A 22,744-nucleotide genomic window follows, 5' to 3' on the forward strand; every position below is an offset into this window, starting at 1 on the left:
CCCCCCCCCCCCCCCCCCCCCCCCCCCCCCCCCCCCCCCCCCCCCCCCCCCCCCCCCCCCCCCCCCCCCCCCCCCCCCCCCCCCCCCCCCCCCCCCCGGGATGAGGCCGGCCGGTGCACGACGAAGCGTGCCGTGGGGACGCGGCCGGGGTACCGCGTCCCCACGGCCGCCGGTCAGTTGAAGCTGACGTGCACGTGGTCGTAGTGGTTGGCGGTGATCGACCCGCGGTCCTCCATCGCCTGCCAGCCGGAGCCGCCGATCATGTAGATCCGCTGCTCCCAGATGACGTAGTCGACGTTGAACCGCTCGGCGTTGTCGATCACGTACTGGGCGACGGCGTCACCCTTGGCGGAGTCGCTGTAGACCATGAAGTCGGCGGCGAGCTCCTGCGTCGGCGAGTGGCCGGGCCGGGTGAGGACCGTGGACACGCCGAAGGCCTGGGTGACCTCGGCGACGACCGGGCGGACGTGCGCCGCCCACGCGCTGTAGGCGGTCGAGGTGGGGGTCGGCTTGCCGCTCAGGTCCGTCGAGACGGGCAGCGTCGCAGCCGGAGCCGGTGCGGCAGCCCCGGTGGGCACCGCGGGCGCCTCCGCCGGAGCGGGGGCGGGTGCGGGGGCCTCCGCCGAGGCCTCGGACCCGGACTCGGCCGGAGCCGTGGCCGAGGTCCGGTCCCAGCGGTCCCAGCCGCCACGGTCCCAGCCGCGGTCGCGGTCCCAGTCGTGGGCCTGAGCAGCGGACTGGCCGGCGAGGCCGAAGGCGACGGCGAAGGCGCCGACGGTCAGCGACCGGCGGACGCCGGTGCGGCGAGGGGTGTTCGAGGGCATGGTGAGGAGAGCTCCTGACTGTGGTCCGTGGGGCCGCCCGCTGACCGGGCGGGTCCCCGTTCCGGATGAGGGGTGACCTGAGGGGACGGGCAGCCGGACGCGCGCGACCGTGCGGAGCCCGCCGGAGGCAGGCGACGCGCAGGGGTGCCGAGGTCCGTGCCCGGTACGCGGCGACCGGCGTAGGTGTCCAGCGGGTCGCGGCGACGGTGTCTGGGGGTGCGAGGACGGGCGCCGCTCGGCGCCCCTCGCTGCAGATCTCCGTTTCTCCCTTGGCCGCCTACCGGGTCAGCTGACGGGTTCGGGCGGGGATGCGCCCTACCCGCCCCCGAGCAGGGCTCGGGAGGCGGGACTCACCCCAGTGGTGCGGTGGGTCCCCGGTTCGCGTCGACGGGGCCGGCGCGACTCGGCGGCATCCGGCGCGGTTCCCCCGGATGGGGGAGGTGACGACCGACCGGACGCCGAAACCGTAGAGGTCTTGTGCGCTTGTGCCAACTCCGGGTCGGTGAACTGGAGGAGTTGGCTGGTGGGCCCCGGCGTGTCTTTTCACCGGGAGCGTCGCGCCGGTGGCCGGGCGTCATGGGACCCCGTGCGGAGGGCCCGTAGACTGGCCGCACGACGGACGAGTCGGCCGGGCGGTCGCGTCGGCGGGGGAGACCCCGTCGCCGAGGAACGTCCGGGCTCCACAGGGCAGGGTGGTCGCTAACGGCGACCCGGGGTGACCCGCGGGACAGTGCCACAGAGAACAGACCGCCAGCGGCTCGCCGCTGGTGAGGGTGAAACGGTGGTGTAAGAGACCACCAGCGCACCGGGTGACCGGTGCGGCTCGGTAAACCCCACCCGGAGCAAGGTCGAGAAGGGACGGCGGCTGGGCGACCGGACCGCCGTCCCGCGCAGGCGTTCGAGGGCTGCCCGCCCGAGCCTGCGGGTGGACCGCTCGAGCCCGCCGGCAACGGCGGGCCTAGATGGATGACCGCCCATCGGGAGGCCGCGAGGCGCCCGAGGACAGAACCCGGCGTACAGGCCGACTCGTCCGTCGCCCCCGCTCCAACGGGGCGTTGGCCTGCAGAGACCTCGCTGCGTTACCGAACCGCCAACGCCTGGGGGCACACCGGGGGCACGACCGCTCCGCGCCAGGCCTCGTCCACGGCCTCACGGGTGCGGTCATCGGAGTCCGGCCACAGGTGCGAGTAGGTGTCCAGCGTCTCTGAGGCCGAGGCGTGCCCGAGACGCGCCTGGACGGTCTTCACCGACTCGCCGTGCCGGATGAGCAGCGACGCGTAGTGGTGCCGGAGCCCGTGGAACGTCTCCGTCGTCGGAAGCCTCACCGCCCGCGCGGCGGGCTGCCACACCTGCGCTGAGAACGCCGTCCGCCGGATCGGCTTGCCCACCTCTGTGGTGAACACGAAGCCGTCCGCGTCGACGGGAAAGGCCGCCAAGTGTCCCGCCAGGGCGTCCAGGACGAGCTGGGGGAGCGGGATGGTCCGGTGGGAGGCGGGCGTCTTCGGTGGGGCCAGGAAGGGCTCCCTGCCCGGGAGGAGCACGAGCTGCCGATCCACCGTGATCTGGCGCCGGAGGAAGTTGATCCGGTCGACGGTCAGGCCGAAGACCTCGCCCTGACGCATCCCGGTGCCGGCAGCCAGCACGAGCAGGGCGCGGTAGCGGTCCGGTGCGGCGGCGATGAGCGCGGCCACCGCCTCGGTGGACAGTGGCTCCACCCGCTTCGGCTGCCGCTTGGGGAGCTTTGTCCCCTCGCACGGGCTCGTCGCCACTCGCCGGTCGCGGACGGCGGCCTTGAAGATGCCGGCGACGATGCGGTGCACCACACCGACGGTGGACGGCGCGAGTGTCTCGGACAGCCGCTTCACCCAGGCCTGGATCTCGCTGGGCCGGATGTCGGCGAGCGGCCGGTGGCCCAGGTGCGGGTACGCGTGCCGGCGCAGCATCGTCTCGTGGTGCGCCTGCGTGGTGGGACGGTGCACCTGCCCGGCGCGCCACTGCTCGGCGTACTCCTGGAAGGTCACCTTTCCGGCCTTTGGGTCGACGTAGGCCCCGGTCAGCATCGAGTGCTCGATGGCGGTGGCGTACCGGTCGGCGTCGACCTTCCGCGTGAACGTCTTCTTCCGCTGGGCCCCGGTGAGGTCTCGCCACCGCGTCTCCCAGGTGACCAGGTCCGGCTTTCCCTCGCGCCGCCGGTTGCGCTTGTAGACGCTCGCCACGCTAGTTCCCGACCTCTCTGGAAGCTGGACCATCGACCGTCTCGATGACATCCGCGGGCCAGATCTCCGGTGGCAGCCGGCCCGGCTCCAGCCCCAGGTCCCTCATCCGCCGACGGTGGCGACTCCATCTGTTGGCTGCTGCGATCAGCTCTCTGCGGGCCTGCTCGACGACTCCAGGTGACGACTCTGGCGCGTGTAGCAGCCAGCCGCGCGCGACGAGGTACGAGTCTCGGAGCGCGTCGTCTTCTCGGAACATCGCGACCGGTGGGTCCGCCCGCACGCCCGAGTAGGGCTCGGACACCTCGGCCCCATCCGACGCTCTCGGTGTCCCGCCCTCACCGGTGAACCAGCGCACCGCGGTCCAGGTGCCGACGCTTGTCCCGGGCAGTACCTCCACGTCCGACCGGCGTCCGAGGGGGAACAGGAGTGTCACGGGGGGGACGTCGAGGGCACGCGCGAGCACGAGGACCTCGGGAATCCCGATGGAGTCCCTGCGGCCGTTCTCGAGGTTGGCGATCACGGAGCGAGGCACCGGGTGGCCGAGGTTCACCGTGGCGTCCGCGAGCTGCTGGGCGCTCATGCCCCGCTCTTGACGGATGGCCTTGAGCTGACCGGCGATGACGGCCGTGAGCCGCTGCGCCCACTCGTTGTCCTGTGTCACAAACGCACAGTAACAACGCGCCTTGACAGCTGTCCACACACCGTGGCACCGTCTGTCTCGTCACAACACATCGTATCTAGAGAGTGACTCATGGCAACACAGATGAACCGGATCGCCGAAGCTGAGCCGCTGCTCACGGCGATCGACGTGGCGGGCTACCTCGGCGTACCCGTCGCCACCGTGTACGCCTGGAACAGCCGCGGGCTGGGCCCGAAGCGCTTCCGGGTCGGGAAGTACGTGCGGTACCGCCGTACCGACGTGGACGCCTGGCTGGACCGGCAGGCTCCCGGCGTCACCGACTGGCCGGCGTGATGCTGAGCCTCGCGCCCCAGCTGGAGCTGCGGCCGAACTGGTCCCGGCTGACCAACATCAACGCCCGGACCCCGATCGAGATCCTCGTCGAGGAGAACGACCGGCCGGTCTTCGTGATGGACGGCATGATCCACGCCGCTTCCACCCTGGTGTACGGGCCGCCCAAGGTCGGCAAGACCGGCCTCGTGGTTCAGCTGGTCCGGGCGGTTGCCTCCGGGGAAAGCTGGCAGGGGCACACCGTTCAGGCCGCGCGGTCGGTGCTCATCCTCGCCTCCGACGGTGGAGGGCGGATCGAGTACGCCCGGCGACTGGGCTCCTCGGCCTCACCGTGCGTCGCCGTCGCAGCACCGCCGGACTGGAGGAACGAGTCGGCCTGGACCCGGCTCGCCGGCGAGTGTGCGGCAGAGGACGTCGGGCTCGTGGTGCTGGACAACCTCCTGTCCTGGGCGAAACAAGCGGACATCACGGAGAACGCGCAGGTGGGCACTGCACTCGCGAACCTCGACAAGGTGCTCGACCACGGGCTCCCACTCGTCGTGGTCCACCACACGCCCAAGAACAGCGGTGACCGCCCGTCCGGCAACACCAGCATCGAGGCCTACTTCCGGCATCTCGTCCTGGTCAAGGACGGATGGCTGACGACGAGCGGCAACGAAGTCCCTCGGATCCGTCGCCGTCTGTCCTACGACGAACAGGGTCTGATCGAGGGGGTCGGCGATCCGGATCCTGGGAAGCCTCGGCACTCCGGCCGGCGGCCGGAGGCGCAGAACCTCCGGGAAGCGGCTCACGCTGCTCTGCGTGCCGCCGGGCCCGAGGTCCTCGTGTCGATCAGCCAGGCGAAGAGGCACGTGGCCCACAGCCTCCCGGGTGTCCGGTCCGAGCACCACGCCAAGCAGTTGATCGAGGAGATGATCGCCGTCGGTTGGCTGACGACGAGGGGCAGCGGGCGCCGCGGGACCAGCGCCCGACTCCTGATCAACACCATGCCGGAAGTGGTCGGAAAGTGATGCCTCGACCGGGAAGTGAGTGAGTGGTTTCCCCCCTACAACCCCCCTTCCCGACCACTACTACATCCCCGAGTCCGGGACGCCCCTGAAGGGCGTCCCGGGTCGATGGCCGGGGTGCCCTACGGGCCCCCACCTGGGCAGATCCCGACCCGTCGGCGCCCGGAGGCGCCGGCGCCGAATGAATCTCAGCGTCAAGGCCGAGGTTGCGGAAGTGAGCGCCACGCAGGCGCTCAGTCGACGGGCTTCGACTCGACTGGGGCTATAGCCCTGCGCGCCGAGGCGACGCCCGGGCGCCTGCGGGCACCCCCTGCCGCCGAACCAACCTGATGGTCGAGGCACCGCGCGAAGCGCGGAGTGCTGGCGACCCGTCCCGTCGAGGGACGTCTCCGGGGCCTGAGGCCCCGAATCCACATCCAGTGGGGCCGCCGTTGGGCGGCCGTGGCTTCGCCCTGCCCGAAAGCAGGGGCCCGACACGAAAGAGACCGATGAGCCCCCACGACCTCAAGTACCTCGACGTCGAGCAGTTGCCCGGCCGGCAGCTCACGCCCGCGCAGATGAGCGAGCTCGCCCACATGCGGTACGTCGGCCGCACATGGACAACGCACGCGCCGTGGAGCGACAACGCAGCCCTCATCGCCTGCCGCATTGCCCAGCTCGCCGACGACGGCACGCTCAGCCCCGACCAGCGAGGCATGGTCCTGACCGGTGGGCACGAGGAGTCTGAGGACATCACGGCGCGGCTGCAGGGCTACCTGCCGGAGCTCGCGGTCCGCAACCTGACGGTCGATGACCGGTTGAGCCCCGGGCTGTCGAAGGCGTGCCGGGACGCGGTGACGGAGGAGGCCGCGGTCCAGGTCATCACGTACCGGAAGTTCCGGGAAGCGCGCCAGTCGTTCTGGGACGCCGGTGGCCCAGTGGTCTTCCTCGACCAAGCAGACCGACTCGCGGAAGGCGGCCACGACTATGAGTTCGCCAAGCAACTGGCTCACAAGGCCGTGTCCGTCCACCTCTTCACGGTCGTGCGTCCGCTCGACAACCCGGGTCCCACGTTCCACCTGGGCAGCCTTCTCCGGCTGCCGGACTTCCCCCGGACCCTCCAGCGGTTCAAGACCGCCTTCGTCAGGTCGACCGGCTACGGCCTGAACGAGGTCACGTCCTGGCGCGAGTCGGCGATGAAGGAGCTTGTCGAGATGCTCGACCTCCACCACCACGAGCGCGTCGGTCGAACCGACGATGATAGCTGATCCGGACGCCGCCTCCTGTCGATAGGGCTGACGGGGTGCGAGGAGGTGATCAGTACGTGGGGTGCTGCGCGGTGGCCGTGCGCGAGGATGACGAGCATGGCAGCGATCCAGACATCTGATGAGATTGAGTCCCTTCTGGCGCGCCTGGAAGGCATGGAGATCGAGAGGCTTCAGGTGCTCGGCATCAACTCGCTGAAGTCGCTGTCGCCGATGCCCGAGGCGCTCGCGGGCGACGTCATCGCTTCCACGAGTGTTGAGGATCACCTGCTCACGATTGTCACTGCGGCCCATCAGGTGGTCTTCGACCTGCAACGGACCGGCAAGCTTGTGTGGCTGCGCAGCGCCACGCCCTACGTGATGACGGCAGGCTCCACGCGGCCAACGGTTCGCCTGATCCTTGCCGATGGGCAGGGTCTCGATCTCACGGAACCGGCAAAGACCAAGCGGATCAGCGTCACCATCTCGTCACGGTCTTGAGGAGAAGATGGGCCTGTCGACCTGCTGCGCATCCGGCGTTCGAGCAGCTACTCTAGATCGACCGAGTCTCGTCCCGATGTACGGAGGATCATGAGCCGACTTGCTCAGGGCGCTGACGACCTCGTGGTGTCCTCCAACTTCATCCGGGCCGTCCGCGAGGCCGGCTATCTGAGCATCTCGACGGCCCTCGCTGAACTGGTGGACAACTCGCTGCAGGCTTCGGCCACTGAGGTCGCGATCACGATCCGGCGAGTCACGTCCGATGGCCTTCCAGAGATCACCGTTGAGGACAACGGCATCGGCATGACCAAGGGCGAGCTTGAGCAGTGCCTGCGGTTCGGCGGCTCCTCCCGCTTCGACGCCCGGCAGTCATTCGGACGGTTCGGCATGGGGCTGCCGGCGGCGAGTCTCAGTCAAGCGCGGCGGGTGGAAGTTACGGCGTGGCGGAACAACGGCGTCGAGCAGACGGTCACACTCGACGTGGACGCGATTGTCGCGGGATCGGAGCCGGCATTCGCTGCGCGGCGCGGACTGCAAAGCACGGGGATATCCGGCTGTCGAGTTCGCTGGGTCGAGTGCGACCGGATCGAGTACCGGCGCTTGGCTTGGCTGGAGCGCTCGCTGCGCCGCGACCTGGGGCGCATGTATCGCCGCTTCATCGCGGGTGGGGTCACTATCATGATCAATGGCGCCAGGGTTGAGGTCGTCGATCCGACACTGAGGACGACCAAGGTGGAAGGTGCAACAGCTCAGCTGGCATTCGACGAACTCCAGTACGAGTTAGAAGCCACGGGCGGCGGCACGTCCGTTGTCACCGTTCGGTTCGTGATGTTGCCGGTTCACCGCTGGCACAGCCTCGACAACGTGACCAAGCGCCGAGTCGGCATTGTTGGAGGAGGCGGGGTCTCGATCCTAAGGGCCGGTCGAGAGATTGCCACTGGCTGGCACTTGATGGGTGGCAAGCGACGCGAGAACTACGACGACTGGTGGCGCTGCGAGATCGAGTTCAATCCGAGTCTCGACGAGCACTTCGGCATCACCATCAACAAGCAGGGAATCCGCCCATCGGCAACCCTTCGTGAAGCAATCGAGCCGGAGCTTGAGTCGATCGCCCGGCTCCTGAGCGCACGAGTCCGCCAAGCCTTCGAGGACGTGAAGTTCCAAGCCGCCGCAGAGAAGTCCTGCCGCATCGCCGCGGCTGCTGACCCGGATTTGCCGCTCATCTCATCCGGCGGGCGCAGCGGACCTATCCAGTACCGGATCGGCTCCGACGCGCTGCCGATGGCGGTGATGCTCCAGGCGCAGCTGGCTCAGCGGACGCTCGACTTGACTCTCAACGCTGACCACCCTGCCTTCGCGGCGCTGTACCAACCACTGCAGGGAATTGACGGCGACGCCGCAGCTGACCTGCGGACGTCGATCGAACTCCTCCTGCTGTCCTTTGCCCGGAGCGCGGCACAGTTGGAGCGGGACGGCCATCGGATCGACGACCTACTTGAGGCGTGGAGCGCTACGTATGGACGGATGCTGCAGAAGTCATGACCGGGGACGCGAAATACATCCCGTTGGCGTTGCCGTCCGGGGCAACGCTCAACGAGCGGCGGGGCTTCATCCGCCTCTGCACCCTGCTCTCCTGGGCACAGCTCGATCCCGAGGTCGCCGTGGATCACGCATTCTGGATCACCGCGGCCGAACTCGGAGACCTCTACAACAAGCCCTGGCTGGCAGCGGCAGCACACACCCTGATCGATCTCGTCGACCAGGGCTGGATTATCCAGGTCGACAAGCTCGGTGCCTTGCTGAGTCCCCCGGACGTACACCTCGACCGTGAGGCGGAGAAGGCGCGCATACGGCGGCAAGAGCACATTCGCCGTGACGCTCAACTTCGCCAGCCCAGCGTCCGGCGCTTCGTTGCGAACATGGAACGATCACATCAACACCGAGGCCGCCTCGTTTCGATCTTCAACCTGATGCGGGACGGGCGCGAGCTTGCGGATGCACTGATAGGCGGGGGCGACGCGTCAGAGGTCATCCAGCCGTACGTGCAAATAGCTGACAGTTCCCTCAAGTGCGAACTGACCGGCTTCAACCTGCACGACATCTGGCGCTACTTCCGCCACACCTGGTCCAACGCCTACTCGACGGTGCCCGGCCGGTCAATGCCGGTCTTGATCCGCGACGCTGCTACCGAGTTTCACGCCGTGATCGGGCTCGCGGCGATCTCGAGCCCGGTTGTGCAGATCGCCGAGCGGGACAACTGGATGGGCTGGGACACCAAGCAGTTCGTCGCCGACGTTCAGGCCGCGCCGACCGACAAGATTGCCCGCTGGCTAGCCGGACGGATCAAAACCCAACGGCTCGAGATTTATGTCGATGACTTGCTCCGAGACGGAGTCATCCAGCCGAACGACCTCAAGACCCCAACTCCGGATGTTGCAGCCCGCTTGCGAGCCGATGCGGAGCGTCACCGGGCAAAGCACCACCGCGGGGGTCCGATCCGGAAGGTTCGCGACATCGAGACTGATGCCTGGGTTGCGCGTGCTGAAACGCCCTTGTTCAGGTCCAAGCGGTCCGCGCTGCTCGCTGAGACACTTGAGATCCAGGGTCTGCTGGGCGCCTACCTCGGGGCCAGGCCGTCGGCGTCCGGACTCCGGGAAGCACTGGCTGATCCCAAGGCCAAGGCGCAGATCGGTCGCATCGCTCGACGAGCGCGCGGCGAACGCGTCGGCACCGTGATTGCTGATCTCACCGTCTGTGGCGCGGTCGCTCCGTACAGTTCGTTGGCGGCCGGCAAGCTGGTCGGCGCCCTGGCTGTGTCACCGGTTGTCCTGGCTGCCTACCGGGCCAAGTACGCCCGCCCGAGCGAGATCGCCTCGGCGATGGCGGGCCGCCCGATCGCGCGCGAGGCTCGCTTGTCGTTCGTAGGAACAACGTCGCTGTATGGCACCGGTTCGAGCCAGTACAACCGGCTGTTCTGGCCGGCGTCGACCATGGGCGGTCCGGAGAGCCAGCGCATGGGGTTCCATGAACTCGGCCGCTCGCGGTCCTTCGGAACGTCCCACTTCTCCGATGCGACGGTGGATGCGTTGGTCCGGCTCTCGGAGCAGACCGGGAGCCTCACGCGCGTCAACAGTCTGTTCGGGGAGGGTGTGAGTCCGCGTCTTCGCAAGGTTCGATTTGGCCTCGCGGCGCTGGGATGGCCTGCAAACGAACTCCTCAAGCATGGACGGGAGCGAATCCTCTACGGCGTACCCCTCGTCGAGAATGTGCGCGACTACTCGCTGGGCGTCGACGCGGAGCCCGACTATCTGCTCGACCCCGAGCCCGATGACGTCGGCGAATCCGTCGCGAAGTGGTGGTTGGAACGATGGGCGTTGAAGCGCGCGGCTCAGGAGCACGTGGTGGCGGCCATGAAGGGCCATCGGTTGGTGCGGCCGGTGCGACACGGCGCCCGCGTGCCTCTACCGGCATCCAACGCTGACGAGCAGTTGCCTTTCAGTGTCGATCAGGCCCAGGCGTAGCTACGAGGACGCCGCGTACCACTCAGACGTACTCACCATCGAGATGACGAGCCGGTCCTGCTCGTCCGGATCGATAGTTCGGCGAACGCCGAGGAGCCGTACTCGCGCACCCTGCGGGAACGGCACATTCGTCTCGACTGTCCGCACGAGCACCTCTACTGTTGCGTTGGCGGCCTCCAAGTACCAGCTTCGGGTCCCATGCGGCCGAAGAACGCGCCCTTCGAAGTCGAACCATTCCTCAGTCGTGGTCTCCGACACCGCCGGCGGGATGGTCGACCAATAAACATCACACAAGTGCTTGACCTGACAGAACTGGCAGCCCTCAGGGCTGGGGGTTGCCGTCGGTGCAACTTCTTCGGTGATCGCATCAGCTACCGCGATCCGCGCTGCGGTTGAGCTCTCCAATGCATTCAGGCCCGCCTGGTCGAGGGGCTCCACGAAGCGCGTGCGCGATGGGTACGCGACTTCTAGCTTGGTAGCTGGCCGACCCTCAGGGTTGGTCTGGTCATCGAGGCTCCACAAGAGCGCGTAGAGCCGCACCTGATCGTCGTGACCGGTGTCTTCCTCGCCCGTCTTGAAGTCCACAACCGTGACGTCAGCATCGTCAATGACCAACAGGTCGATGCGCCCGGTCAGCCGCAACGTGTCGGCGCAGACTTCACGCTCCGCATGCGTGCCAGGGGCAGCAGGCAACCGTGAAGGTTTTCCGGTCCCCCACGTTGAGGCCTCCGCTGTCGATGAGCCTCGACCGGCTGGCAAGGCTTCCCGACCGAGGAAGACCTTGACCTGGTCAGCCGCCTGCGGTGCGCGGCGGATCAACTCCTCGCGCACTCGGTCAATCCGCTCAGCGCTGACCCGGGGGTTGTCGTCGAAGCGGGCAAGCTGGTGCTCGATCTCCCGCATGACGATCCCGCGCCAACCACCCTGGTCGCCGAGCACGCTGATGACGGCGCCGGGGGTGGCCGCCTCGATGCTGGCGTCGGCCAGCGCCTGCGCCAGTCGCTCGACGACGCCGTGGACGACGTTCCCAAAAATTGCCGCAACCACCGGCAGCGACGGATACCCCCGACGACCCCACAGGTCTGGATAGGTCGCATGCGAGAGCATCCAGCGGCGAGGACAAACCTCGATCTCCTTCAGCGACGAGTAACTCCAGAGCGCGGGCGTCGTCGGCCAATGACCCCAGATGCCCGGTACGTCGGTGTCGAACCGAGCGCCCTCGGTCGTCACCGCACGAACTCCCGCACCTCAAGCGACGCGCTCGGCAGACTGCGAGCGATGATCAAGTCGTCGACCAGCTTGACACGCTCAAACGTCTCCTGGTGCACCCGGTGCAGTTCAAGGGTTGGGGCGACATCAGGCGTCAGCGGTCCATGGACCCCGATGAGCGCTCGCTCACCGCTTGGCTTGGTCGCGAGAATCGGCACCTCAACGCTGCCGATGCCCTCGACACTCACCGTCGCGTTGCGCTCGAACTCGACGCCGTCGATCCCCGAACGGACCAGATCCTCGTACAGCCGGTCTGCGGAACGGTCCAGACGCTGCTGCGACAGCGTCGGAAGGGTCCCGTCAATCAGGTAGCGCAGAAGGCTCGCGCCGACGTGCCGGTCGAGCTGGGTGTGTTCGAAGCGGTTGCGGAAGCTCCGCAGACACCGGTAGCAGGACTCCTCGCAGTCGGCCGGGCACTCTTCGAGTCGCTTGAGCGCGAGCTTGAAGAGGTCGATGCCGAGCTTGCCGGCCTGCTCGGTAAATCCAGCACCGCCGGCCAGCGTGTCGTACAGATAAATCTCTGCTTCACGGCCGTGACCGCCCAGAGGCGTCAACGCGGGCCGGAACTCCGCCTGAAGCTCGTTGGCCTCAATCTCCAGCGCCTTGGTCGCCGCGATGGTGAGCGCTTCCGCCACGGTGCGCAGCGCCACTTGCGAGGACAGGTAAGACGGTCGCAGGGTCACAGGATCGGACACAGCCATCCGGACGAGCAACACATCCGAGATGAAGTCAGTGCCGAGCACCAAGCCACGCGAAGCTCGGCCGCCTGGACACATCGTGTCCTTCGGGTCAGTCGGGAACGGCTTCGGGTGCGTTCCCGCCAAGAGTGGCGTTGGCATCGCCGTCGGTTCGATGAGCCCGCACCATGTGCAGAAGGTGTAGCCCTCGTTACGTGGTCCCGTGTTCGAGACCAGAAGAGGCTGACGGTCAAAGTTCTGATGCACGCGCTCGGTCACCGGTTCCCACAGCGATTCATCCCCCGGGCCGCTGGCAATGAGCTTCGCCCGGGTCGCGTAAGAGATCGCCGGGGCGTCATCCGGGCTGGTGCCGGGCGGTTCCGAGATCGGGTGTGCGAAGCCGGGCGGCCGCAGCCAGTTCATGCCGGGGCCGAAGCGCTCTCCCTTGCACGCCGGGCAGAAGCTAGTCCGCCCGCGGTCTGCTTGCTCCCAAGGAACGTGCGTCGCGTAGTGGCAGTCCTGGCACTCGAAGTACATGAGGCGGTTGCGCCACGCGTCTGTGAGCTCACGTCGCATCGGCGAGTAGAGCGCAGACGACGTCCACTCGCGCTTGTCCACCCATACGACCTTGCCTGGCGCGTACTGGCTCAGCGCGACGCTCAGGCCCTGGCTCGGTGCGTACTGGAACACCGGTCGGAAGGCAGTCGACCGGCCCTCATCGAAGATGTGGAAGCTGACCACGTCCGTTGGGAAGGCGTATCGCGGCAAGATCCCCTTGTAGAGGAGTCGGTCGAGCAGCTTCGTGCGGGCACGTTGCGAGCTGAGGTCTTCGCCGCCATCTTCCGACGGGATCTCGGCGTCGGCGTCACCGTCTCCGTCGCTGCTGTCTGTCTCAGAAGCGTCGTCGGCGTCGGGCGTCGGTGCTCCTTCGTCAGCGTCCGAGTCCGCGGTGGTGCCACCGCTGGCCGCGATGTCCAACGCCTCGTCGATGCCACCAAGCGTCGTCTTGATCAGCCCGTCGAGAACCTCGTCCCGGTCGTCGCCGGCAATCTCATCCGGAAGCCAGCCATCGACCTCCGTGCGGAGCGCTGACTCGTTCGCGGCGAGCCACTTCTCGAAGTCCGTTCGGTTCAGGGTCGCCGTGTCCGACAAGAAGTCGGTCACCGAACCGAGCACCTCGAAGAGGTTGGCCGGCATGGTCTCGGGGTCGAACGTCGTGACCCGATCCTGGTGGTAGCGCTGAAGCAAGAACGCCGTCACATGACGCTTGGCGATCTCGATGTTGCCCATGGTCAGGATCGGGTCCGTGACCTCCCCGCTGATCATGTCCTTCGGCTCACGGAAGTAGTGGTCGTCGTGCGTGTCCGCACTCCCGAACGCGATGACGGTGGCGACGGCGTTGCCGCGACGGCCGGCGCGACCGGCTCGCTGTTGGTAGTTGGCGCGTGAGGGCGGCATGTTTCGGAGGGCTACGCCGCTCAGGCTGCCGATGTCGATACCGACCTCCATGGTGGTCGTGCACGACAGGAGGTCGATCGCAACCTCCGGTTGTTCGCCTGGTGCGGGAACGGCGATGTTGACGTCCTGGAAGAGGAGTTCGTACATCTCCGCCTTGGAGAAGATGTCATCCGTCTGCGACGAGTTGAGCTGGGCGGTGTGCTCGGCCGCCACGATGCTCATGACCTCACCGGGCGGTGTCGCCATCGCGCGCTTCGAGCTCGCGCGGTAGTACCCCTTCCGTGCGCTGAAGACCTCGTCCTCGTCGGGGTCCAACTCGCGTACCTTGTCGGCTCCGCAAGCTATGCAGGTCTTCCGGCCGGGGAACGGCCGCTGAGTGAACCGGCACTTGTCGCAGTAGCCCCAGACGGGGTCGATTTCGAGCGCTAAGTTGCGGGCCTGCAGCTGGTACCTGTCGCCGACCTTCTTGCAGAACTTCCCCTGCAGGACAGGGAGCCATTCCTTCTCGAAGGTCTTGCGTGCTTCCTTGGACGGCAGCCAACTCATCAGCTTGCTGAACTTGCCCGACACTGCCTGGACCTTGGTGCCCTTCCAGTCGGCACTCATGGCAGAGAACCAGATGCCCGTCCGCGTCCAGAGGGACAGCCACAGCCGGACGAGGGCTAGCTTCTCCTGAGGAGTCACAGCCACACCGGGGATGTCGATGAGTTCTCCGAGGACTTCGTCGCGGAGATTGCCACGCTCCCGAATTGATGCCAGGCCGAGCGCAGCGAAGTTGTAGTAGCGGCTCGTCAGCGTCGGGACCAGGTTGCGCAGCAGCGACTGCGGCGGGTCGTCGTGGATCGAGTACAGCTGATAGAACTCAAGCGGATCCGTGAGCGCACCCTTGTCGATCGACTTCGACACCTGCGTGAACGCCGTGAAGTCTTCGGTGCCGGTCAGTTCCGGCCGCAGGCGGACACCGAGCAGCTTCGCGCCCACCATGGCGGCGAGGTAGATGTGCTCCAGGCTCAGAGTCGGTGCGATCATCTGCTTCGAGAGTTCGTCCCAGCCCTTCAGCACGATCGGCCGAACGGCGTCGCGGAGCGAATAGTCCTGGACGTTCGGAGCTAGTCGGGCTGCAACCTGACGCGAGTCAGAGAAGGCCAGCACCTTTCTCCCGCGCAGGGGCGCGAAGTCGTCGGCGGGCTGCGGGCCGGGCGGCTGCACTTCGATCTGTCGGCTCACGAGGGCCTGGAATGGCTGGTCACCCTTTGTCTGGTGATCCTGAACGCTGGTGCGCCCGAAGTTGGCCTGGTCGCCGCAGACCCCACAAGGGATGAACTCACCGGTGATCTTCGACTTCGGCGAGTCATCATCATCGCCCGTCGACTGCTCACCGTGACGCGGGTACCGCAGCCACACCTTCCGCCAGCGCTCCCCAAGGTCCTGAGGGTTCAGCCTGCCGGTGATCAGGTCGAGTTCCTGAAGCTGGGCGTGGTCGATGTCGTCGGATGGCTCCTCAAGCAGCAGGTCGATCGCCTGCAATTCAGCGACCGGTCCCGAGGCCGCGTTGAAGGCGCGTCCTGGCTCCTGCCACAGATAGGTCGGGTTCTCAAGGTCGTCCGTGTAGGCGCGGGCGTACGCTGTCCCGCACTGCCGGCACGTGTAGAGCTCGAAGACCCGAGCGCCGCAGTCACAGGTCTGTTGCGGCTGCCCGTACATGGCACCGATCGGGCCCTTGGGGATGTCCCCTCGGTCGACGTCGCAGTTGGAATCGAGGCACGCCCACAGGCCTGGGAGACCGCGGAAGAAGGCGTGGACCCGGCACGGCAGCAGTCCCGCTTCCCCCTCGCTCCGGCGAGCAGCGCTCCCGAGCGAGATCAGCGTCGAAACAGCCTGGTCCGCGATGGTCTGCTCGACCTCAGGGAACACGAGAGCGCCAAGTTCACTCACCGGCAGCGCCTTCTTCATCGTCTCGTTGACGAGCCGCGCCAGCGGCGGGAAGTCACGCAGTGCCGCATGCAGGACCGCGCTGGACGTTTCTCCCGCGTCAGCCTTGACGCCGCGGTAGGCAAGTAGAGGATCCACTGCGTTGAGGCGCGCCTGGTCGCTCTCTGCGGCGTAGTAGTCCTCCATTGCGATCCCGGCCAGCGCCTCAGCGTCTGCCTGAGAACCGGGACCATCGGGAGAGCGGAGGTCGAGATCGCCGGTCACAGCGTCGGCGAAGTCGGAGACCTGCTTGCCGGTGAGGGCTGCAGCGAACTGCCGTGCGTAGTCCGTGCTGGAGAATGACGCGCTCGTGGCGATCACTTGAACTCGCTCGGCCGGGATGCCCAGTCGCGCGCGCAGTCGGCGCAACAGCAGTGCGACCTCCGCACCGGCGGCTCCCCGGTACAGGTGCGCCTCATCAACGATCAGCAGAAACTTCTCGTCAGGGTGGTCTTGGAGCCACTGCCGAGTGGCGTCGAAGATGGGCCGTTCGAGCGGCCGCATCAGCATGTACTCCAACATCGAGTAGTTGGTGATCAGGACGTCGGGGGGCCAGTTGAGGACCTCGTCTCGGGTGAGCAACTCGGCGTCCTCGGGCCGCATGACGGCACGGCGCGGCTTCTTCGTCTTGCGGTCGAACCACTCGCCCGAGCCGTACCACGCCGCCAGGTCCGGCTTGGCGGGCCACTTGCCGCGGTCCTCCAGCTCTTTCTTGAGCTTCTTGGCGCGTTCCTGACGTGGCGAGCCGTCCTTAGCTGCCTCTTCGAGCAGTTTGATGTAGTACTTCTTGATGGAGTTGAGCCGCAGGCCATCCTTCTTGGCCGTGCGCACCCCGGGGTACAGCGTGCGGCTGGTGTAGCGCGCGAAGCGGGCTGGCCGGTCGGCCCACGCGGTGAACTGGGACCTGACGCGCTTGTCCCCGAGCAGCAGCCTGAGGCGACCGAGCTGGTCGTTGACCAGGGCGTTCATCGGATAGAGCACCAACGCCCGCACCGCCGGGGTGGCAAATGAGTCGGGCCGGTTGGCCGCCTCGTCGGCGAGCTTGGCCAGCATCGGCAGCAGGAACGACTCCGTCTTCCCGGAACCGGTGCCGGTCATCACAACGAGGCTCTGGCCGTCCCGGGCTGTCGCTTCGAGGGCAGTCGCCTGGTGGGTGTAGGGCGGATCGAACACCAACGGCTTCCGGCCGTCGTCCTTCGACGTCAGGACGGCGAACAAGTCATGGACGGCGCTGTCGAGTTCGAGTTCGGCGAACCGTTTGCCCGGCGTGTAGCGGGGCGTGCTTTCCAGGAACGGCGCCTGGAAGGTGTTGCCCGGATCGTCGAGCAGCACCTGTCGCTGACGGATCAGGGACGGATGGCCTATGTGATAGGTCGCTTCGATGTACTCGCGAAGGGCCAGTCGAATCTCATTGATCGTCTCCGCAATGGTGAGGGCACGCGCCGTCATAGTTTCTGATCTTCCTTGATCGCGGTCATCCAGAGGGACGACGAGAGGAACTGTTGAGCGTCGACAACGGCAGCGTCAGGCACGCAGTACGAGAAGAGCGACTTGGGTCCCTTCGCCGCTGCGGGCCACCCGCTGATCGCCAGGTAGCGCTCCGCCCACGACGGCAGCGGCGCGAAGAAGTCGAGGAAGGTAGCGCCCGGCCGGTCGCCGGCACGGACTCGGTAGACATGGGGCGCCCCGCGGTCCGTGTCGAGCGCGGCTTGGATTCGCCGCGCCTCGTCCCACCCAGGAGCGATGGTGGAGTCGACGGGGAGATCGAGCACTGCCTGGGGCACGCCGCCCGCAAGGTCAACGGCGCACCAGATCGGTGCTCCATAGGCCTGCGGTCGTCGCCCGGTGAACATCCCGTTGTCCGCGTCGGTGGGCTCCCGCCAGCGCCCCTTGTAGAACTGACCAGAGCCGGCAGGCCCGAGGATGGTCAAGCCATTGACCACCCCGACAGCCCGCTCAGCAGCGAGACGTCCTCGGGTCTTCTCGATCACCTCGGCCGGCGACTCAACGCGGGGTGCCTTCGTCCACTGCTTCTTCGTCACGCAATGGAGTCCAGCTGCCACGAGGCTGGCGGCGCCGGAATCCGCATCCAGCAGGACGGATCGCGTGTGTGCGTCATAAATGATTTCGGCATCCATGGCGGTCGCGCCCAGCAGGGCCGCCGCGAGGGGCCGGATGCCGAGCAGCAGGTATTCGCCGGGGTGCTTCTCGACAAAGGACGGAGGGCCGAGGAAGAGCAGCCGGGATCGGCTGCCAGGCTGGTGAAGTTCGAGGAGATCCCCTGACATCACGAGGGCGTCCAGTGCCTCGACGACGGTGTCGCGTGCGAGCCCCTCAGATAGTGGTGCGAGCGCCTCCACTACGGCATCGACGATTTGACGGGGCGACGCCGGGCACTGGAATGACGCAGTTCGTCGGAGCGAGGCGCACAGGCCCTCGGTCGAGAACAGGTCGTCCGCCGCAGGGTCGAGCCCGAGAATGCCCGTGGCGCGAGCGGCGACCTCGGCACGCTCGATGCGTTGCACTGTCATCCGACTCCTCCTGCCAATTCGTTGATCGTCCCCAGCACGGCGAACCGCGCCGCACGAACCAGCACCGGGGTGGTGAGCACGCAGCGCAGATACTGGTTCACCTCATCCCGATCCCAGTCGAGGAGTTCGCCGGGGGAACTCGCCAGTTGGAGGAGGAAGCGGGCGCCCTTCCTGATGTCCGTCATGCCGCTCGACTTGGCGAGAGCAGCGATGGCCTCACTGAAGCCCAAGATCAGGGCTTCGGGACTGTTCCACTGCCAAAGATTAGATGCGATGGCCTGCGCCGTCGCCCACTGAGCGGTGGTGTCTCCCACCAACTTCTGAGCGCGGTTGAGGTCCACATCCTCTGCGGCGACGCCTGCAATCTGGTGCTCGAAGTGTGCCCACTGCCCCGGCGCGAGCATGACGGCCAAGGCTGTGGTGATGGCCTGGAGGACTCGTTCACGGTCTCGTACGCCGAAGGGGTGCGCCGGTAGTTCGGCGTCGCTCCATCGACGGTGGTGATCGATGAGATTGCGCGCCTCGGCCAGGGACTTCGTCCGCGCCGGGACAGACGGAGTTGTTGCCCCTATGCGCAGCAGTTGGTTGGGATCGGGCGGAACGATCTGTCCGGCGGTCTGCTCGCCGCTCGTAGCCCAGAGCAAGCCGCCCCGGGGCGGGCTGGCGAACTCCTGGTCGACCGGCTGCCTTTGAGCCGCGAGAGGACGATCCATCGGGAAGAAGTCGATGGCGACGGCGTCACCGTCGGTGCGATCGATCAGGCGCGCGGTGTAGTCGCCATCGTGGCACTTGGTGAGCACCCAGCGCAGTCCGCGGAACCCGCGTTCGCAGGTGAGGGCCGCGAACCCCACCCCTGCCCGGCTGACCGTGAGTTCGGCGACGTCAGCCTCGTCGTAGTGACGCGCGAGTTCGTTGGCCGCCCTCAGCTGCGGGAACACGCGGCGCCAGTCGTCTCCCGACACGGGCAGTTCCACCGAACGCCGGATTGTGTTGCCCAGCGATCGCCCATCGCCGTCACGAAGCGTGATCGCGAGGTCGGCCTGCATACCCGCGGGACCATCGACCTCAAGGGCGGCTCGACCGTCCCAGAGTTCCGGCAAGCTGGGCTGAGCCGGAGAGGTTCGCAGCCGGATGCCTTCGCCCGCGAAGATCCCCTCCCCAGGGGCCTGAGGGTCACGGATGGAGACGATTAGTGTGCCGCCCGCGCTGCGGCCGTCGCGCTCGAGGTCACCAAGAGCGACGACGACCTCATGTGTGCCGACGGCGAGCCCCTCCAGGGACAGGAACAGTTCGGTCGCACCCGCGGGCCAGTCGACGTAGTACGGGTCACCGTTGATGCTCAGCCGACACTTCTGAGGTGAGTGTTCGGCTCGAATGCTGACCAGTGCGGGCTCGCCGGCGAGCCATTCGACCGCGCCCTCACCATCCCAGCTGCTAGCCGTCACCCCGACCGGCTGAATCGACAGATCGGTCTGGACGGACAGCCCAGCCGACACCAACGCGCGGATCTCGGGCTCTGCAAGTGCCTCGGGCACCCGCAACGAGTACGCAGACACGGCCTCGACAGCAATCTCGACGGGCTCGCACCACGCAACCTCGGGAGGCGACAGATCAGGTGCGCCGACGATGCAGTAGAGGCCGCCGGGCCGGACAAACTTGCCCTTTACCTCGGTCGCCGGTCCGCCTTGCTTCCGGCGGAAGACCCACCAGGGGCCGCCGGTCATACGGCACTGATCGGCGATCAGGAGGTTCACTGTCGGTGACGCATTCTTGAGCTGCAGGAACGGCTCAACTGGCGACGGCCATGTGAACAGTTCGACCGGTGCCAGTGCGTAGAGCAATGCGCCGCTGCGAATGATCTCCCGGGAACCAGCAACGGAGGCGCGCGAGTCTCGGAGAACGTCGTAAACGACAGGAAGGCTGTTCTGGAGCGGCTTGAGATCAGGAATCACGGCATAGGCGTGCCACACTTCGCCCTGGAGCTTCAGCTGGAACTTTGGATCCGTGAGAGCCGGCACCCGACGATCGGATGTGGTGCTCTTCATTCCTCCGATAGGCCGTTGAAAGTTGCGCGTCTTGACGGTGCTTGCCGACTTCCGGGCGTCGTGGAGCCACCGCCGTGACTGCCGTTCACTGTTGAGGCTGTCGACCAAGCGATCCAGGGTCGAAGACTCGATGTACGGCGAGGGCTCGTCTTCCGCCGACAGGAGAAGCGCGACGGCAACGTGACCGAGCAGGGCGGTGTTCTGGCAGAACTTCTCGAGTCGCTCGCCGTAGTAACGCGACCATGAGTGGAGCCGCACGCCGAGCGCTTCCGGGTCATCAAGCGAACTGGGCCAGCTCGTGCGGTAGTCGTAGAGCATTCGAGCCAGCTGGACCTGGAGGTAGCGCGGCAGCACCGCGTGCGTGATCGGCCAGGCGATCTTGCGGAACGTTGTCGCCCAGGCTCCCTGCGGAATTGCCCCGCCGTACTCCTTGGAGAACCTGCGGAACCAGTCCCGCACGCGGTCCCGCTCGTACTCACTGTCCGACCAGCCGGGCGTGCTCGCGGCGTAGATCGGCCAGAACTCGATGCCGTCGTAGATATAACCGACCTCAGCGGCGTGAACGACGAATGGGAGCCACCAACGACTGGTGGCACGGGTGAGAAGGCGTTGGCGGTGGGCCGCGACGACGGCATCCCGCAGAAGCTTCCGGTCGTCCTCCGAAAGGCCGTGCTCCAAAGCGAAAACGGGCGCAGGAGTACCAAGCGACGCGCGGCGTTCGTGGAGGGCCTCGAAGTGCGCATCGAGTACCTCGTGGAAGTACTCCAGGGTCTCGGCTGTGCTGCCGCGTGCGACTTCGACCATCGTGATACACCCCCGTTTCCCCGTCGCCCCCCCAGATGCCGGCCACCTGGCTGCACCGAAGTTTGACTGAGAGGACCGACACATTGGCATGCCTGCCACCTGACCGCAGGGAGGTTTCACTGTGAGGACCGACACATTGGCCACGATCGAAGTAACTGGACGAGCAGGCGGTCAGCTGCCCGATGCTCACCGGTGATTCGCTGACCCCCGCGCGACGATGTGGGCACCCCTGGCGTTCATCCGCCAGCGCGCCAACTCCGGACCGACGCCGAAGCGCAGTGCCACCTCGTCGTCCGTCGCCCGCTGGCGGGCGAGCCGCTTCGCAGCCTCGAAGGGGTCAGCAGTTCCCCCGAAATCTCGGCTGCCTCGTCCTCCTGCACCTTGTCAGCTGTGCGGCAGCCGCGCTCATCTATCAGGCTGGTGCCGAACCCGTGCTCACCGACTGCGTGTGCCATCTCGTGGCCCATGGCCGAGCCTGTCTCGCGAGTGAGCGGGCGTCATCTCCGACGATGACCGCGCTAGTGCGGTGCGCAGCGGCGCGCCCGGGAAGACATGTGGCCGGACGTTGCGGAAGTGGACCCAGATGGCATGGTCAGCGGCAGGGTTGCGAGCGCAACGACCCGCACTGTCGTAGAGCTTGGTCAGTTGCCATGGATCGAGTGCCTTCATGGGCATGCAGCGGCGGAGTTACCGCGTGCGCATGCCGTCACGCCACGAGAGCAGGATTGAGGTCCCTATGCGCTCCCACCGATAGGTCGGCACCCCGGCATGTTCCATGGCGCGCATGCCCGCCTTGTACACGCCAAGCACCGCACCGGCGGTGTGCGCTAGAAGCGCACGTAAGTCCACGCGCAGCCCCCCCTGCCCATCTGCGTCGTTCAGTCTCAGGTCGAGTAGATCCAACGCGTGCGACTGAGCGTGGACGGCGGCGGAGCCAAGTCGATACTGCCTGTCGCTGTACTTGTCGTTGTCACCGAGCAGCGCGCGGCCCAGCGCCATCTCGCTGGGCACCTTGTCCTCCAAGTACTCCAACTGCCAGGCCCTCCCGGGTCGAGCCCGTTCCGTCCTAACAACAAAGTCGTGGGTGGCAGCCGTCTGGGTGACAGCTCGGCTTATCTCCCGGTATCTCGCCTGAGAGTCAATGTCATTCGGTTGCAACTCCGCGGCCTCGGCGATCGTGGCGAGTCGCACGTTCATCGTTCGGCGCAACCGCTCGCGCGCGTCCGCAGCCGGGTCAAGCAGCCAGTAGGAGCGGGCACACGCCGCACTTACTGTCCGGCCGAGCGTCACCGGCGCCGTCAGCACGTCGTCCAGCGGAAAGAGGATGGCCATGCTGAGCAGATGTGAGTGAGCCACCTCAAGCGGCAGGTTGCCAGCTATCACCGCATCGCGGAACGGTTGCTCACCCCACGGGCCCGCGTAGGTCGCCTCCTCCCTTGCTTCACGCGCTGCCCGGCTATTGCTGCGCCACGGTGGGGCGTCCGGGGCAAGGACGAGCTCGGACATTGCATCAGCCAGTCGTCGCAGGCCTTGGCCGGCTTCGTCGAACGATCGCATCGCATGACGCTGTCACACGCCCTACCGTCTCTTGGCTCAACTGGCTAGTGAGTGTTGCCACCGCATCCCGAGAGCCGGCTTGTGACCCAAACGACGTCGGCCCGTGGTCGCCGCCCACCTGGCGGCCCAACCGACGGCTCCGTCTGCGCCACCGACCTCGGCGCACCCGT

General features: G+C 67.0%; 14 protein-coding genes, 1 other RNA gene and 1 riboswitch. Of the genes, 7 read left to right on the top strand and 8 right to left on the bottom strand.

Annotated features, from left to right (window positions below; genetic code table 11):
* Positions 1-173: 173 nt before the first annotated feature.
* The gene (locus tag ACI79V_RS19530; RefSeq protein WP_456891901.1) at positions 174-824 is read right to left on the bottom strand and encodes a hypothetical protein; all 651 of its coding nucleotides are present in this window, start codon (positions 822-824) and stop codon (positions 174-176) included.
* 259 nt (positions 825-1,083) lie between these two features.
* A riboswitch (cyclic di-AMP (ydaO/yuaA leader) is annotated at positions 1,084-1,243 on the bottom strand.
* A gap of 201 nt (positions 1,244-1,444) precedes the next feature.
* Here ACI79V_RS19530 and rnpB point away from each other — a divergent pair.
* Positions 1,445-1,857: RNase P RNA component class A (rnpB, locus tag ACI79V_RS19535), an RNA gene on the top strand.
* A gap of 46 nt (positions 1,858-1,903) precedes the next feature.
* Here the strand turns inward: rnpB and ACI79V_RS19540 are convergent.
* Entirely contained in the window at positions 1,904-3,040 is a 1,137-nt protein-coding gene (locus ACI79V_RS19540; protein WP_456891903.1) for a tyrosine-type recombinase/integrase, read from the bottom strand.
* 1 nt (position 3,041) lies between these two features.
* A complete protein-coding gene (locus ACI79V_RS19545) occupies positions 3,042-3,701 on the bottom strand; it encodes a helix-turn-helix domain-containing protein (RefSeq protein WP_456891905.1) in 660 nt (219 codons plus the stop codon).
* 90 nt (positions 3,702-3,791) lie between these two features.
* Between ACI79V_RS19545 and ACI79V_RS19550 the strand changes: the two genes are divergently transcribed.
* From ACI79V_RS19550 to ACI79V_RS19575, 6 genes are all read left to right on the top strand, one after another.
* Positions 3,792-4,013 carry a helix-turn-helix transcriptional regulator gene (locus ACI79V_RS19550; RefSeq protein ID WP_456891907.1) on the top strand — a complete coding sequence of 74 codons (222 nt, stop codon included), beginning with the start codon at positions 3,792-3,794 and terminating at the stop codon, positions 4,011-4,013.
* Entirely contained in the window at positions 4,013-5,020 is a 1,008-nt protein-coding gene (locus tag ACI79V_RS19555) for an AAA family ATPase (protein WP_456891969.1), read from the top strand. The genes ACI79V_RS19550 and ACI79V_RS19555 overlap by 1 nt, the downstream gene beginning before the upstream one ends.
* A 485-nt stretch (positions 5,021-5,505) precedes the next feature.
* On the top strand, positions 5,506-6,264 hold the full coding sequence (locus ACI79V_RS19560; protein WP_456891909.1) for a hypothetical protein: 759 nt from the start codon (positions 5,506-5,508) through the stop codon (positions 6,262-6,264).
* A 96-nt stretch (positions 6,265-6,360) separates the two neighbouring features.
* Positions 6,361-6,741, top strand: coding sequence for a hypothetical protein (locus tag ACI79V_RS19565; RefSeq protein ID WP_456891911.1), 381 nt, complete (start codon positions 6,361-6,363; stop codon positions 6,739-6,741).
* Between the two features lie 126 nt (positions 6,742-6,867).
* A complete protein-coding gene (locus ACI79V_RS19570) occupies positions 6,868-8,283 on the top strand; it encodes an ATP-binding protein (protein ID WP_456891912.1) in 1,416 nt (471 codons plus the stop codon).
* A complete protein-coding gene (locus ACI79V_RS19575; RefSeq protein WP_456891914.1) occupies positions 8,244-10,262 on the top strand; it encodes a Druantia anti-phage system protein DruA in 2,019 nt (672 codons plus the stop codon). The genes ACI79V_RS19570 and ACI79V_RS19575 overlap by 40 nt, the downstream gene beginning before the upstream one ends.
* Here the strand turns inward: ACI79V_RS19575 and ACI79V_RS19580 are convergent, their stop codons facing one another.
* The 5 genes from ACI79V_RS19580 to ACI79V_RS19600 all read right to left on the bottom strand — a co-directional run bounded on the left by ACI79V_RS19580 (position 10,263) and on the right by ACI79V_RS19600 (position 22,574).
* Entirely contained in the window at positions 10,263-11,492 is a 1,230-nt protein-coding gene (locus ACI79V_RS19580) for a RecB family exonuclease (RefSeq protein WP_456891916.1), read from the bottom strand.
* The gene (locus ACI79V_RS19585; RefSeq protein ID WP_456891918.1) at positions 11,489-17,086 is read right to left on the bottom strand and encodes a DEAD/DEAH box helicase; all 5,598 of its coding nucleotides are present in this window, start codon (positions 17,084-17,086) and stop codon (positions 11,489-11,491) included. The genes ACI79V_RS19580 and ACI79V_RS19585 overlap by 4 nt, the downstream gene beginning before the upstream one ends.
* Positions 17,083-18,162, bottom strand: a complete 1,080-nt coding sequence (locus tag ACI79V_RS19590; protein WP_456891920.1) for a hypothetical protein — start codon at positions 18,160-18,162, stop codon at positions 17,083-17,085. The genes ACI79V_RS19585 and ACI79V_RS19590 overlap by 4 nt, the downstream gene beginning before the upstream one ends.
* Before the next feature lie 2 nt (positions 18,163-18,164).
* Positions 18,165-21,017: a hypothetical protein gene (locus tag ACI79V_RS19595; RefSeq protein WP_456891922.1), complete on the bottom strand. Its 2,853-nt coding sequence runs from the start codon at positions 21,015-21,017 to the stop codon at positions 18,165-18,167.
* Positions 21,018-21,704: 687 nt separating this feature from the next.
* Positions 21,705-22,574 (bottom strand): hypothetical protein, encoded by an 870-nt coding sequence (locus ACI79V_RS19600; RefSeq protein ID WP_456891924.1) that lies wholly within the window; start codon positions 22,572-22,574, stop codon positions 21,705-21,707.
* Positions 22,575-22,744: the final 170 nt, after the last annotated feature.

Source organism: Geodermatophilus sp. SYSU D00700 (assembly GCF_054050255.1).

Excerpts from the sequence above, each read along its gene's own strand:
- ACI79V_RS19530 (WP_456891901.1), bottom strand. The coding sequence starts at position 824 with ATGCCCTCGAACACCCCTCGCCGCACCGGCGTCCGCCGGTCGCTGACC.
- ACI79V_RS19550 (WP_456891907.1), top strand. The coding sequence starts at position 3,792 with ATGGCAACACAGATGAACCGGATCGCCGAAGCTGAGCCGCTGCTCACG.
- ACI79V_RS19555 (WP_456891969.1), top strand. The coding sequence starts at position 4,013 with ATGCTGAGCCTCGCGCCCCAGCTGGAGCTGCGGCCGAACTGGTCCCGG.
- ACI79V_RS19560 (WP_456891909.1), top strand. The coding sequence starts at position 5,506 with ATGAGCCCCCACGACCTCAAGTACCTCGACGTCGAGCAGTTGCCCGGC.
- ACI79V_RS19565 (WP_456891911.1), top strand. The coding sequence starts at position 6,361 with ATGGCAGCGATCCAGACATCTGATGAGATTGAGTCCCTTCTGGCGCGC.
- ACI79V_RS19585 (WP_456891918.1), bottom strand. The coding sequence starts at position 17,086 with ATGACGGCGCGTGCCCTCACCATTGCGGAGACGATCAATGAGATTCGA.
- ACI79V_RS19595 (WP_456891922.1), bottom strand. The coding sequence starts at position 21,017 with ATGGTCGAAGTCGCACGCGGCAGCACAGCCGAGACCCTGGAGTACTTC.
- ACI79V_RS19600 (WP_456891924.1), bottom strand. The coding sequence starts at position 22,574 with ATGCGATCGTTCGACGAAGCCGGCCAAGGCCTGCGACGACTGGCTGAT.